Below are 13,250 nucleotides of genomic sequence, written 5' to 3'. Positions count from 1 at the left end.
AAAAAAACCGGAAGCAGTCTGCTTCCGGTTTTGTATTTGAAGATCTAATGCGGCGCTCAGGTCCCAAGGGGGCTGGGGAGCTGAAATCGCATTAAATCAGGGTTTGCAAGGATTCCGGCGTGAAAGGGGCAAGCTCGTCGAAACGCCCGTCTCGAACCTTGGCAGCCCATTGCGGATCCGCCAGCAGAGCACGGCCGACGGCAACCAGGTCAAATTCATTTTCCTCAAGACGATTCAGCAGCTCTTCGAGGTCTCTTTGGCCGGCACCCTTACCTTGGGTGAAGAGGCTGGTGAATACTTCATCGAGACCGACGGAACCGACGGTGATGACCGTTTTTCCAGTCAGCTTCTTGGCCCATCCGGCAAAGTTCAGGTCAGAGCCTTCAAATTCAGGCTCCCAGAAGCGGCGGGTCGAGCAGTGGAATATGTCGACGCCAGCGTCTGACAGCGCGGTTAACAACTGCCCTAGCTTTTCAGGCGTATCTGCCAGCTTGGCTTCATATTGGGTCGTCTTCCATTGGGATAGACGGATGGCAACAGGGAAGTCAGGACCCACCGCTTGACGGACTGCCTTTACGACTTCGATCGCAAAGCGGGCACGCTTCAGCATGTCGCCTCCGTATTCATCGGTACGCCGGTTCGTTCTTTCCCAAAGGAATTGGTCGATCAGGTAACCGTGGGCACCATGGATTTCTACGCCGTCAAAGCCAAGGCGTTTGGCATTCGCGGCTGCATCGGCATAAGCTTGAATCACCTGCTCGATTTCATCCTTGGTCATGGGTTTCGTGACGACTTTGCCGTCCAGGTCTAGTCCGGATGGCCCGATCGGAAGTGCTTCCGGGTTAGGCTCGGCACCTAGCGGTCTTGTCATGCCGATGTGCCAAATTTGCGGCATGATCTTACCGCCGGCTTCATGGACCTGACGGACCACCTCGGCCCAGCCGTTCAATGCGGCCTCTCCATGGAAATTAGGTATATTAGGGTTATCGGTAGCCGCCGGGTGGTTAATCAGCGTTCCTTCGGTAATGATCAATCCGACGCCGTTCTCCGCACGCCGGCGGTAGTAAGCGGCCACATCCGGGCCCGGAACGCCATTCGGGGAGAAGCCTCGGGTCATGGGAGCCATCACCACGCGGGAAGGCAGGGTAAGGTTACCGATGGTATAGGGCTCGAATAGGGATGCGGTGGATCGGATACTTTGATTTTGGTTGCTCATGTATGGAATCCTCCAATATGTTTAATATGCTTTTCTGTATTTTCATAAAAATAGATATATATAATAAAAAGAAAGAGCTTTTAAGCTTAATCTTCAGGTTGATTTGCTTTTTAAGCCTAAAGCTCTTCCTTGAGTTGTTCGATAAAACGCTTAATGCCCTCCTCATTACGTCTGTAATATGTCCACTGGCCCGCTCGATGGGATTCCAGTAGACCAGCCTTTTGCAATTTTACGAGGTAGCCAGAAACGACCGACTGAGCGAGTCCTGTTTTTTCTGAAATGGAGCCCACGCAGATACCGCCATGAAAATCACATTTGGAAGGCATGTGCTCCTGCGGATCAAAATGTTCTTCCGGGTGCTTCAGCCACTCCAGGATTTTGAACCGGGACTCGTTTGATAGTGCTTTGATGGTTTGTAAGGTATCCATAAGCTCATTATATCTATTTTTATAGAAATGTAAATATGTTTTTTGTGAATGTTCTACCTTCGGTAAGGTTCGACGTATAGGAGCAAACATAAACGTGATGGATCCCTGAACCTTTTTGCGGCTTGGGGATCCATCCTATGCAGGTACCTTATGTATTCACTCTTTTTTTTATTCTTTGAAGGCCAGACCCTTCTCGGCCAAAGCGGCGCGCAATACTCCGATCGCCTTTGGACCAACTCCGTGAAGCGCAAGCAGCTCTTTCTCCGTCGCCCGGGTAAGATCGGCAAGCCGATGATAGCCGGCAACGATCAGGGCTCGCCGTGCCGGATTGCCGGCTTTAACGGGAAAGTCGCTCTCGGCCGCAGCTGCAGGGGGGTTGTCACGCATGGAAATCCCTCACTTTTTCGGTTATTTGTCAAAAGAGCCACGGACTTCCGTGGATGAGTCGATGGCTGAGATTAAGCGTGCATAAAACAATCAGTAAGATTATGTTACAGAATGACTTGGCTGTAAAGAGTTAATCCGATCTTCATGGCGAAAAGTAAACGATTCATGAAGGGTTCAGATAATCTTCATAAATCTATTGACATTATCAATGAGAATGATTATCATTGTGCTGAGTATTGATAATGATAATTGTTCTCAATAATTATTATTAATAAACAATATCTACAATACATAGAGGGTATAGGGGGAGAAATTCAATGCGGAGTATGAAGGGTCTGGTATTTATTGTATTGATATTTGCTGTGGTTTTAGCCGGCTGCGGCGGGGGGGCGGCATCCAATGAAGGAAGCGGCTCCACGGCAGCGCAGAATTCGGATCAAGGGGCCGCCCAAGGCGGGGATAAAACCGAGGCCGCGCCGGAAACCCGAACCATCAAGCACGCGATGGGCGAAACGAAAATTACGGGTGTTCCGAAGCGCGTGGTGGCGCTGGAATGGCTTTATGCAGAAGATGTTCTTGCGCTGGGTGTTCAGCCTGTCGGCATTGCAGACATCGAAGGGATGAAACAGTGGGTGAACATTCCGGTGGAGATCGGTTCGGACGTAACCGATGTCGGCACTCGTCAAGAGCCGAATCTGGAGCTTATCGCTTCGTTGAAGCCGGACCTGATCATCGGTTTGAAATCCAATCTTGAAGCCGGTTTTGAAACGTACAACAGCATTGCGCCAACATTGGTGTTTGATCCTTATCCGGCTGAGGGACAAGGGGATCAGTATGAAGAAATGATCAATACCTTTAATACGATTGCTGACGTGCTTGATAAAAAAGACGAAGCCGCAAAAGTGCTTGGCGATTTGGATCAAACCTATGCCGATGCCAAAGCCAAGCTTGAAGCTGCGGGCATGACGGAAAAACCGTTTGCGCTGGCGATGGGTTACAGCAACCAGAATGCGGCGGTATTCCGAATATCGACTGATAATTCCCTCGCTGTAAAAATTCTTGAGCACATCGGGCTGACCAACGCCCATAAGCCGGGTCAATTTGAGGTCTACGGATTCACCACTGCGGACGTCGAGGCGCTGCCGGCTCTTCAGGACGCGAATTTCCTGCACATTATCCAGGACAGTGATAACGTTATCGAGAATCAATTGAAGGACAATCCGGTTTGGAAAGGCCTGAACTTTGTTAAAGAAGACCGCGTGTATGCACTTGGCGGTGACATGTGGCCTTACGGCGGCCCGTTGTCTGCCCAGACCATGGCTCAAAAGACAGCTGACCTGCTCACGCAATGAGTTTCGGCGAGAAACCGGCTCAAGGCTCCACGCCGGTGAGCATCCATCCGGCCCCGCCTGTTGCCTCAGGTAGGGGCTGGAAGCCGTTATGGATGCTGGCTGGAGGCCTTGCGGCACTGCTATTTCTTACGTTTATCAGCTTAACGCAAGGGCTTGCGGATATATCGGTCAAAACGGTTGTGCAGGCGCTGGTGTCTCCGCAGGATATTGCAGATCACCACCTGATCCGCAGCGTGCGCCTTCCGCGAACGGTCATGGGCCTGCTGGCGGGTGCGGCCTTGGCGGTGTCCGGCGTGCTCATGCAAACCGTAACGCGCAATCCGCTTGCCTCGGAAACGACGCTTGGCGTGAATGCGGGCGCTTATTTGGCTGTCGTGGCCGGGATGATCTTCTGGCCGGGATTGCTGCACCAATATGCCCTTCCACTGGCAGTGGCAGGCGGAACGCTGGCGGCAGTAGCCGTCTATGCGCTGGCTGGCAGGACGCACGGCTCTCCCTTGCGGATTGCATTGTCCGGCATGATCGTAACCCTGGTCCTATCGTCCGTCACGAGCGCGCTGCTGCTGTTGAATCAGCAGACAACACAGGGCATTTTACTATGGGGTTCTGGCTCGCTGATCCAGAACGATTGGGATGGCGTAGCTTTTTCATGGCCGTGGATCATCGGCGGGTTAGTCGTGTTATGCATGGCGGTACGCCAATGGGACATCCTCACGCTTAATGAGGAATCGGCGCGCTCCCTCGGCCAAAAGGTCGGCACCACCCGCTTGCTTGCCATGGGGGCAGCTATCGTGCTGGCCTGCGTGACCGTGAGCATAGTCGGTCCGATCGGCTTTATCGGGTTGATTGCTCCCCATTTGGTCCGCTTGTCCGGCGTAGTCCGGCATGCAGGGTTAATTCCGCTGGCCGCGTTATGGGGCTCTGCTCTGCTTGTCGGGGCCGACACGGTGGCCAGGATGTTCGTGAACGCCTACGGGGAACTCCCGGTCGGAGCCATTACGGCCATGATCGGTGCCCCTTGCCTGATCTGGCTTGCGCTTCGGGTATCCCGCTCGTTGATCGGGGGACGCGGAGCCTCGGGGGGATCGATGATGGCGGGCACAAGCCTGCGCCGGATTCCGTATCCGGTCCTGGTTGCACTGTTCAGCGTGCTGCTGGTGCTCGTCTGGGTGTTCAGTCTGGTGAGCGGCAGCTTGCGCATCCCATTTACGGAAGTGGTGGCCGTGCTTACCGGAGGCGGCGAGGAGATGTATCGCCAAATTCTGCTGGACTTCCGCCTGCCAAGGCTGCTCACGGCCGGCTTGTCCGGCATAGCGCTGGCCGTCAGCGGCAGCCTGCTGCAGAATGCGGTCCGCAACCCGCTGGGAGATCCCCAGGTGATCGGGGTAACCAGCGGGGCCGGAGCCGGGGCGCTGCTCCTGATGGTAGGCTTCCCGCAATTGTCGGCCGGCTGGGTACCGGTCGGCGCGGTGATCGGGGGAATGGCTGCCGCTGCTTTGGTATACGCGGTGTCCTGGAAGAGAGGGCTTCACCCGACAATTCTTACGCTGGTCGGCATTGCCGTCGCCGCGCTGGGTTCGGCCATCATCAATTTGATGATTGTCCATGCGAAGGTCGACGTTGCGCCCGCTTTATCCTGGATGGCGGGGAGTACCTATAACCGGGGCTGGACGGAGGTGCAGCGGATTGTTCCGGCGATCCTCATCCTGCTGCCTTTGGCGGCATGGCTCGGACGGAAGGTGGATCTGCTGACGTTTAACGAAGAAAGCTCCACCGGACTTGGCTTGAATGTGAGGAATACCCGGATGTATGTCGCCATCATTGCGGTACTGCTGGCTTCCATCGCTGCCGCGAACGTCGGCTCTGTCGGCTTTATCGGGCTGCTTGCGCCGCATGCCGCCAGAATGCTGGTCGGTGCCCGTCACCGGCAATCGATGGTGATTGCGGCGCTGCTCGGCGGAATTCTGCTGGCTGGGGCAGACTGGATCGGCAGGGTGGTCATCATTCCGAAGGAGCTGCCTTCGGGTATCGTTACCGCGCTCCTGGGAGCACCGTATCTGTTATATTTAATGGGGAAATCCAATAAACTGAAGAAGAAATAAACCGTTAGGATTGTAATAGCGAAAGAGGCTATTCCATCGTCGCCAAGGGGTGACATGGAATAGCCTTTTTGCGTACCATCGCCCCTGGACTGCCGGGGGTGGCCAAGCTGACGATCGTTCCGTTCGTCGTGGCGTATGAGGATCAGGCTTCCGTGTACCGCACAAACGACAGGATGATATCCTGCGGATGATCACCGAAGCCCGAACCGTATAGATTCAGTCCGTTTGGATATTCCGCGTCTTTTTTTACCTCAAAGCGGACGCGGATCGGCCGGTTAAAAGCAAGGTCCAGCGAATCGATGGTCGTGGCACTGGATGCATGGCCGTCGACCTGGCTGCCTTGTTTCGTCACGCGCCATTCCGTCAGCATGCCGTACTCGCTGCCGCTCCTCCATTTATCCGGGGTGAGCTTCCCTTTGCGGTCGCCAAAATCACCGGGGCTTCTCCAAGTACCTACAGGTAGGTCGTTGATGCTGACGGTGATGTCGGACGGCCATTCCTGCTGGAAGGAAGGCGCCTCGGAGCTTAGTTCCGCGCGGATGCGCAGCTCATCGAGGGCCGCACCAGGGGGCATGGGGTTGGCAAAATAATATTCGATGTATCCCGCCCCCGAGAACCAGAGGAGCGCAGCCTCCGTTCGTTCCGGCATGTAAAAGGCGCGCGGATCGTCAGGCGATCCGATCAGCGAGCCGTCCCGAGCCGCCATGCCGCACGTAGGCTCGATGAAGCAGTGGGAAAACATGCCGATCGGCATGTGGATTTCTTCCGTGCGCTGCAGCCCTTCTCCCGGCTTCGAGGGCAGCTCGAGAAGAATGGAGCGGCAGGTGACGGCGCAGATTTTTTCCCGATTCGCACCTTGCGAAGAAACGATCAGCTCGGCTTGCTCCAGCATTTGGACATTAATGGACACCGTAGGCTGGGCAATCCCCAGCGCCTCCGCCAACTGACCGACGCTCATCGGTTTATCGCCGAGCGCTTCAAGGATGCGGACCCGGACATCGCTGGATAAGGCTTTGGCGACTTCCACGATCCGGGATGCCGGATAACGGTTGGTTTCCAGCTTCGATTCGTTCATAATTCCCTTCCTTTTCTGAAGCGTTATAGTGACTCCAAGTGTACAATAAATTTGTTATATTGTAAAAGTATAATGTACATTGCAATAATTATATATAGGTGCTAGAATAGGGTCAAATTCAGAACAAGGAAAGGTTGTGTTCGCTTCATGAAGATTCCTGTGGCAGCGCCCATCCGTACGGACATTCCACGTCCCGAGTATCCGAGACCGGATTTTGAACGAAAAGACTGGCTGAATTTGAACGGGCCGTGGTCGTTCACGCTCGAGACCGACGGCGCTTTGGAGCAAGGCGGCGCGGGCTCGAAACGGTTGCAAGGGGGAGACGCCGGTCTTTTTGATTCGGAGATCACGGTGCCGTTCTCGTGGGTCAGTCCCTTATCCGGCATTGCACGAGACGAGAAGGGAGTTGGCTGGTATCGCCGGTCCGTGAGATGGGAGCCGGCCGAGAAGCCATCGCGGATCTTCCTGCGATTCGGCGCCGTGGATTATTTGTGCGACGTATGGGTCAACGGCAAGCATGTCGGCTCGTTTCAAGGCGGATACGGAACCTTCGAGTTTGAGGTGACCACCGTTTGGAATACGGAACAAGACAATATTCTCGTGGTTCGTGCCGAGGATTACGACCATAACTACCAAGCCCGCGGGAAACAGGGGTACGGCGAGATCAGAGGGATTTGGCAGCCGGTTTGGCTGGAGGCCCGGCCGCAAACCTACTTGGAGCAAGCAACCTTTACGACTTCCATGGACGGCCGCATCGAATTGAAGTCCAAAATCCAGGCGCAGGAAGCAGGCACCGTGACACTTGGGCTCTCGTTCGCTGGGGGCTCGATCACCCATCAGACGGAGTGGGAGCTGCAAGAAGGCGCGAATGAACGGATAACGGTGTTCCAGGTCGACGATCCGCAGCTTTGGAGTCCCGAAACCCCGCATTTATACGAGGGGGAGCTGCGCCTGGCGGGTTCCGCCGGCGAGGATGTCGTTCATACTTATTTTGGGATACGCGAGATCGGGACGGCGAAGTTCGACGGCCGGGATTACCGCTGGATTACGTTGAACGGGAAGCCGGTTTATTTAAACGGAACGCTGGACCAGTCTTACCATCAGACGGGATTCTTCACTTACCCGACGGATACTGAGATGCGGGACGAGATTTACCTGATGAAACGGCTCGGGCTGAACTTCGTGCGGATTCATATTAAGCCGGAGGAGCCCCGCAAGCTGTATTGGGCGGATAAACTCGGGATTCTGGTGATGGAGGATATGCCGTGCTTCTGGGGCAACCCGGACGAGACGGCGCGTTCCGCCTATGAGCGCGAGGCGCTGGAAGTGATTGAACGGGACCGGAATCATCCGTCGATTTTTTCGTGGGTTATGTTTAACGAAACTTGGGGGCTTCGCACGGATAGCGAGGCTGCCGGCCTGACAGGCGGCGAAGGACAGCAACATTATTATCTCCCGGAGACGCAGGAGTGGGTGCGGGAGAAGTACCGCTGGGCCAAGAGTGTTGACCCTACCCGGATCGTGGAGGACAATTCGCCATGCAATTATGATCATGTGGAGACAGATATCAACACTTGGCATTTTTATATCAACGGTTATGAACCGCTGCGTAATCATATCGAGGAAATTGTACAGAAGACGTATCCTGGATCGGAGCATAACTACATCGGCGGCAACCAGCAAGGCGATGCTCCGCTCATGAACAGCGAATGCGGAAATGTGTGGGGAATCGACGGGGGAGCCGGGGACAGCGATCTCGCATGGCACTATCGTTACATGCTCAACGAATTCCGCCGCCATGATAAGCTGTGCGGCTTCGTGTTCACGGAATTCCGCGACGTCACGAACGAGTTCAACGGCTATTATCGGCTGGATGGGACGGACAAAAAATTCGGGTACGAGGATTTTGTGCCAGGCATGACAATCGCCGATCTGCACACGCCGGACTTTATCGTGATCGACGCACCGCCGTGCCAGACGCTGGACCAAGGGGCTGAGAAGACCATACCGCTGCTGCGTTCCAGTTATTCGGATCAATATCACGGGCAGAAGCTGACCGTTGCCTGGGAATTATCCTATGACCGGCTTGGCACGAAGGTCGTGGCGGATCAAGGAACCCTGGAAGTGGCATGGGACGGCTACGGCGTGGCGCCGCTGACCGAACTGCAGCTTCGCATGCCGGAGACCGATGCGGTCGCGATCCTCGGTGTTCGTCTCCTGAATGCAGGAGGCGTCGTCGTAACGCGTAACTTTACCACGTTTGATGTGCGTGGTGCAGAGGAACAAGGGAACGATGGAGCGGATGTCACTACCTTAAGCATTCCCGTCAACTCGTTCCGTGAGCAAAGCTTTGCCTACATGTGGGAGGCGCTTCTAGGCTCCAAAGTAAACGGCGGCGGTGAAGGGCGGTTCGTCTATGACGTGCAGCTGCCGGACCGTGAGGAACAGCCGCTGATCCGCGATATCGACATTGTTTTCGAGGCAGGCGCGAAGCGCTTATTGGCAAGAAATATCGAGGGCGCGCGGCATCGCGCTCACGGAATCGACTTTATGCACGGGGCGTCGGCGGACGTGGAATATAATCCAAGCACCTATTATATGACGGATGAAGAGCTGCATGAATCCCGTGTATCGGTGTGGGTGGACGATGTCAAAATCGGCGAGGCCGTGCTCGCGGATGACCCTGCCGACAGCCGGGGCGTGCTGTCGTGGCACTATCAGCCGGTTCATAACCTTCTGGAAGAGGCCGGTTCGTACGGCTATCTGTGCCAGGCGCAGGTGCCGGGCAGACTCGCGGCAGAGCTGGACCGCAAGCGGAGCTTCCGTCTGGAGCTGCGCACCGAGGAGGGCGGCATCAGTTTGTATGGTCGGAATGCAGGCCGTTATCCGATCGATTTGCTGGTACGGTGCCGGTGATATAAGAAAGGTTGATGAATGGCAGCCTTGAGTTTAGTGGTGAGGAATATGGGAGGCGATCAAATGCGACCGGCCCATGGACCGACCCAGGGAACAGCAAAGGAGCATCGTTGTAGCGTACGCTACAACGATGCTCCTCTTTTAGTTAACTCCTACTTACGGAGTCGGCTGCCAGGTTTCAGACGGCGTAAACCCGTCAGCAACATGGTCCTGGTCGAACTCCAGGATGGTGACGTATTGACCGATGATGTTGCGATTTTCATCGTATAGACTTAGGTACACGACTTTATCGTTGACTATTTTTTCATTATCATAGTCGGATTGGTGGTAGTATCCCCCTGTGAGCTGTACCTCTCCCGAACCGGATGGAATTGGGCGCAAGCTGCTCATTTGGTAAGCTTGGTACCCGTACGGCTGCAAATTGCCCTTCAATTCGTCTACGCTCAATCCCGAAGGGAGCGAGGAGGTCGGCATGTACATCTCATACGACCCTTCCACGAAGAATTTGGCTGTCGGAAACTCGGCGCGAAGCTTGGACATGTCCGCGTAGACGAGATAACCGTACTTAAACGGCGTGGTGAAGTTTCCTCCGCTCAAGAAGAAATCGATCAATTCCTGCTTGGTAACGGCAGAAGCCCGCAATCCGATGTCGTTGGTCAGCATCGGCGCCGTCATGAAATCGTATTGATAATCGCCGGAGTCTACAACCGCACCGTCGCGAAGAATCTCTACCCTCCAGGTACCTGCGGTATCCTTAGCAAATTTGCCGTCCGGCAGGTTACAGCTGGTATATTGGCAGGTCAGGAACGGCGTGGAAGCGTTCGGCTCATATAAGAGAACCGTGTACAGTTCCCCCAGCTTGATTCCGCCTACATTGCCTTTAATGAGGTTGTAGTACATCTTTTCCCCTACCAGCACTCCGTTGTTGCTGTGCGTCCCCTTGTGGGAACCAATCTTTAGACCCTCTTGGATCGTTCTTGGGTATTGAATGAAAATTTCGTAGACCTTCTTGCCGATTCCGTCTCCGCTCGTGACGGTCAAGCGAACCCGTACATCCTTCATGCCTTTGATCTCCAGGTTGAATGCAGGATTCTCGTCGGTGATCGTCCCGGAAGCCAAGGTATTGGCTCCATCCTCCCAGACGGTATAGTCTACCTTGTGGTAAGTCGCTTTCGTGACAGATACCGTAGCCGGTACGGGCTGAGTCATACTGCGGTCCGTCACGATGCTGTATTCGAACGTGTCCGGACTAAAGCCGGTGACTCCCGTAGTGTACTCGTTCGCATCCAATTGGTTCATGGTGAAGCCGGATACGGTGAGATCCACCAGGCGGGCGTCTCTGCACTGGTCTGCCGTTCCTGTGCAAGGAACGGGTTCTCCGCCGTTTCCGCCACCGTTGCCTGGTCCCGGGTTGCTCCCATTATTGCCGCCGCCGGAGCCGCCATCCACCACACCGCCGCCATTGTTGCTGCTGTTGTTGCCGCTGTTATTGCCGCTGCCCGTGGTGCTGCCGCTTGCGGGCGGTGCTGTTATTGTGTTTGCCGCATCGCCGGCAACCGCGCCAGGGCGCTTCTGGAATGTAGAGCCGGCGGCATCCGCGTTAACCGTTGCATTGGCGATGGTGCCTTGACCAAGCAGTTTGGCAACGGCGTTCAGAACGAGATCCATGACCGAAGCATTGGCATTGACGTTGATCTCCGTATTTTTTGCTCCTTCTTCCACGTTCAACTGCTTAACGGACCCGCTAGGGATGCTGACTTTGATGTCCGATGAAAGCACGCGAACATCCTCGAATTGGCCGACAAGCTGAACTTCGGAGCCTTGAGGCATGTTCTTCGCGATTTCCACATTGGCGAATCCGCTGTCGGTCACGCTGGATTCCTCAAGCTTGACCGGAGAATGGACAACCACATGCTGAATCGCGGATTCTCCGACGACAACGACACGCACGGTGCCGGTTTGCTTGTCAACGGATACGCGTACCAATACAGAGTCCTCGAAGTGGACCGAGTTGGCTCCCCCGCCTTGAATGGTCGTGGTACCTTTGACGTTTACTTTTTTGAAGAAGGCATCACCCTCTCCGACGGCCTCGGTCAGCGTAAGGTTCCCTTCGATCACCACATTTTGAAGGGTAACGCCCGGCGCGGCTACGATGACATTCCCTTTGATCGTTTCGACGCCGGCAGTCGGTCCGTAAGTTCCAGCCTTATCGTATGTAATATCCGTCGGAACCTTGTACTCCAGTGATTTATCGAGCAGGGTAACGGCCTCCGCGCGAGTAAGTTTGCCCTGCGGATTAAAGTTCCCTTTGGCGCTGCCGGTGATAACGGCTTTCTCAGCCAAGGCGGAAACCGCCGGTTTACTCCACTTGGAAATGGAGGAGTCGTCCTTAAAATCGGTTGCAGGCACGGTTTCGGCGGAGACAAGCTCCGTCAATTTGGCTACCATGACAGCGGCCTCTTCGCGGGTAACCGTATGGTCTGGGCGAACCGTATTGTCGTTATATCCATCGATGTAGCCTGCTTTCACGGCTCTGGCGATTTGGTCATAAGCCCAATGAGAAGTTTCCAAGTCCTTAAACGAGATGCTGCTTGGTTCGGATACTTCAAAAGAACGGTTGATCAGCGTTACCAATTCGGCCCGCGTTACAGGACGATCGGGGTTAAATTTCCCGTTGTAGCCCTGAAGCAGACCCTGATCGGACCAGCTGCGCAGCCGGGTTTCCGCCCAATGTCCTTGAAGATCGTCCGCATTCGGTTGTGCGGCCCATGCCGTCGTCATGATGGACAGCGAGAAGATGAGCATGATCATGACAAAGACGGGTTTCTTTAGTGCTTTCGTGATGTGCATTCTAGTAGCCTCCTGGTAAGATTTTATATGAATATAGTTCTTAAAACCCTCTTCAATCATTGCTAAATACCTAATATGAGATTAAAATACTAGGACTATGTTATTATATTTTGGAATATTGATAGAGTCAAAGAAAATATTGGAACGAAAAAAAGACCATTTCCATCATGGAATGGTCTTTTATATTAAATATAAAGCAATCTACGATTCGTCACCGCTTCTTCCAGAACAGCTGCAGCGCCACCTTGGCGCACCATAGGGAGAACAGCAGGAACAGCAGCGCCCAGGCGAACGCCGGGAGCACGGTCATGTTGGCCAGGTTGGACGCGTCGCCCGCTTGCTTGGGCTGGGTCAGCGCCATGGTCAAGAGGGTCAGCGGACCGACCACGGATTCTTCCAGCACGAGAAAGGCGAGCAGCAGATAATAGAAATTGCGGACCTTATCGCCGAGGAAATAGAAGATCAGATTCACGATCATAAATATGATAAGCCACCATAATCCGTAACCGGCGCGAACGAAGAAGATGATCATGATGAGGGCTAGCACGGTAATGGTGATCAGGCCGATAGCCTGTTTTTTCTTGGCATAGCCGTAGAACATCAGAATGGCGAACAGGGATGCCGACGTATAGCCTGCAAGCGAGACTACGATCGGACTCCACCCGCCGGAAGCCAGCATGGAATAGGTGACGCCGCTGTGATCGGGATTCAGCTCGATGCTGAGCACCCGGCCCGACATGAGAAGGGTCATGGCGGCATGCCCCAGCTCATGGATCATCGTATCCAGAATACGGAACCAGGAAGAGAAGGGGATCAGCCTCGTCAGAAAAGCCGCGCCGGCCAGAAATAACAATGCTTTCAGCCATTTATTCATTCGAAGGTCCTTTCAGCATAAAGTCATTCGCTAGACTATCATTCCGTCCA

9 protein-coding genes are annotated in these 13,250 nt (G+C 54.5%); 3 read left to right on the top strand and 6 right to left on the bottom strand.

Features of this window, described 5'->3' with window-relative positions:
* Positions 1–91: 91 nt before the first annotated feature.
* The 3 genes from JNUCC32_RS24000 to JNUCC32_RS23990 all read right to left on the bottom strand — a co-directional run bounded on the left by JNUCC32_RS24000 (position 92) and on the right by JNUCC32_RS23990 (position 2,031).
* On the bottom strand, positions 92–1,216 hold the full coding sequence (locus JNUCC32_RS24000) for an NADH:flavin oxidoreductase (RefSeq protein ID WP_192570085.1): 1,125 nt from the start codon (positions 1,214–1,216) through the stop codon (positions 92–94).
* Between the two features lie 116 nt (positions 1,217–1,332).
* Complete coding sequence (locus tag JNUCC32_RS23995) at positions 1,333–1,644, bottom strand: ArsR/SmtB family transcription factor (RefSeq protein ID WP_090910344.1); 312 nt, start codon at positions 1,642–1,644, stop codon at positions 1,333–1,335.
* A 168-nt stretch (positions 1,645–1,812) separates the two neighbouring features.
* Positions 1,813–2,031, bottom strand: a complete 219-nt coding sequence (locus tag JNUCC32_RS23990) for a helix-hairpin-helix domain-containing protein (protein ID WP_090910343.1) — start codon at positions 2,029–2,031, stop codon at positions 1,813–1,815.
* Positions 2,032–2,348: 317 nt separating this feature from the next.
* Between JNUCC32_RS23990 and JNUCC32_RS23985 the strand changes: the two genes are divergently transcribed.
* Both JNUCC32_RS23985 and fhuB read left to right on the top strand, forming a co-directional pair.
* The gene (locus JNUCC32_RS23985; RefSeq protein WP_192570084.1) at positions 2,349–3,383 is read left to right on the top strand and encodes an ABC transporter substrate-binding protein; all 1,035 of its coding nucleotides are present in this window, start codon (positions 2,349–2,351) and stop codon (positions 3,381–3,383) included.
* On the top strand, positions 3,380–5,485 hold the full coding sequence (gene fhuB / locus JNUCC32_RS23980) for a Fe(3+)-hydroxamate ABC transporter permease FhuB (protein ID WP_192570083.1): 2,106 nt from the start codon (positions 3,380–3,382) through the stop codon (positions 5,483–5,485). The genes JNUCC32_RS23985 and fhuB overlap by 4 nt, the downstream gene beginning before the upstream one ends.
* Before the next feature lie 142 nt (positions 5,486–5,627).
* On the opposite strand, the gene JNUCC32_RS23975 is transcribed toward fhuB, so the two are convergent.
* Positions 5,628–6,560 (bottom strand): ArsR/SmtB family transcription factor, encoded by a 933-nt coding sequence (locus JNUCC32_RS23975; RefSeq protein ID WP_096777156.1) that lies wholly within the window; start codon positions 6,558–6,560, stop codon positions 5,628–5,630.
* Positions 6,561–6,707: 147 nt separating this feature from the next.
* On the opposite strand from JNUCC32_RS23975, the gene JNUCC32_RS23970 reads away from it, so the two are divergent.
* Positions 6,708–9,476: a glycoside hydrolase family 2 protein gene (locus JNUCC32_RS23970; protein WP_192570082.1), complete on the top strand. Its 2,769-nt coding sequence runs from the start codon at positions 6,708–6,710 to the stop codon at positions 9,474–9,476.
* A gap of 156 nt (positions 9,477–9,632) precedes the next feature.
* Here JNUCC32_RS23970 and JNUCC32_RS23965 read toward each other — a convergent pair whose 3' ends face one another.
* Positions 9,633–12,326, bottom strand: a complete 2,694-nt coding sequence (locus tag JNUCC32_RS23965; protein ID WP_192570081.1) for an S-layer homology domain-containing protein — start codon at positions 12,324–12,326, stop codon at positions 9,633–9,635.
* A 211-nt stretch (positions 12,327–12,537) separates the two neighbouring features.
* Complete coding sequence (locus tag JNUCC32_RS23960) at positions 12,538–13,200, bottom strand: M50 family metallopeptidase (RefSeq protein WP_192570080.1); 663 nt, start codon at positions 13,198–13,200, stop codon at positions 12,538–12,540.
* Positions 13,201–13,250: the final 50 nt, after the last annotated feature.

It is taken from the genome of Paenibacillus sp. JNUCC32, from assembly GCF_014863545.1.
GTDB lineage: Bacteria > Bacillota > Bacilli > Paenibacillales > Paenibacillaceae > Paenibacillus_AQ > Paenibacillus_AQ lautus_A.
This window is presented reverse-complemented; position numbering and strand designations above follow the sequence as displayed.

Bases quoted from the DNA above. Each gene is read 5' to 3' on its own strand.
- JNUCC32_RS24000 (WP_192570085.1), bottom strand. From the start codon at position 1,216: ATGAGCAACCAAAATCAAAGTATCCGATCCACCGCATCCCTATTCGAG.
- JNUCC32_RS23995 (WP_090910344.1), bottom strand. From the start codon at position 1,644: ATGGATACCTTACAAACCATCAAAGCACTATCAAACGAGTCCCGGTTC.
- JNUCC32_RS23990 (WP_090910343.1), bottom strand. From the start codon at position 2,031: ATGCGTGACAACCCCCCTGCAGCTGCGGCCGAGAGCGACTTTCCCGTT.
- JNUCC32_RS23985 (WP_192570084.1), top strand. From the start codon at position 2,349: ATGCGGAGTATGAAGGGTCTGGTATTTATTGTATTGATATTTGCTGTG.
- fhuB (WP_192570083.1), top strand. From the start codon at position 3,380: ATGAGTTTCGGCGAGAAACCGGCTCAAGGCTCCACGCCGGTGAGCATC.
- JNUCC32_RS23975 (WP_096777156.1), bottom strand. From the start codon at position 6,560: ATGAACGAATCGAAGCTGGAAACCAACCGTTATCCGGCATCCCGGATC.
- JNUCC32_RS23970 (WP_192570082.1), top strand. From the start codon at position 6,708: ATGAAGATTCCTGTGGCAGCGCCCATCCGTACGGACATTCCACGTCCC.
- JNUCC32_RS23965 (WP_192570081.1), bottom strand. From the start codon at position 12,326: ATGCACATCACGAAAGCACTAAAGAAACCCGTCTTTGTCATGATCATG.
- JNUCC32_RS23960 (WP_192570080.1), bottom strand. From the start codon at position 13,200: ATGAATAAATGGCTGAAAGCATTGTTATTTCTGGCCGGCGCGGCTTTT.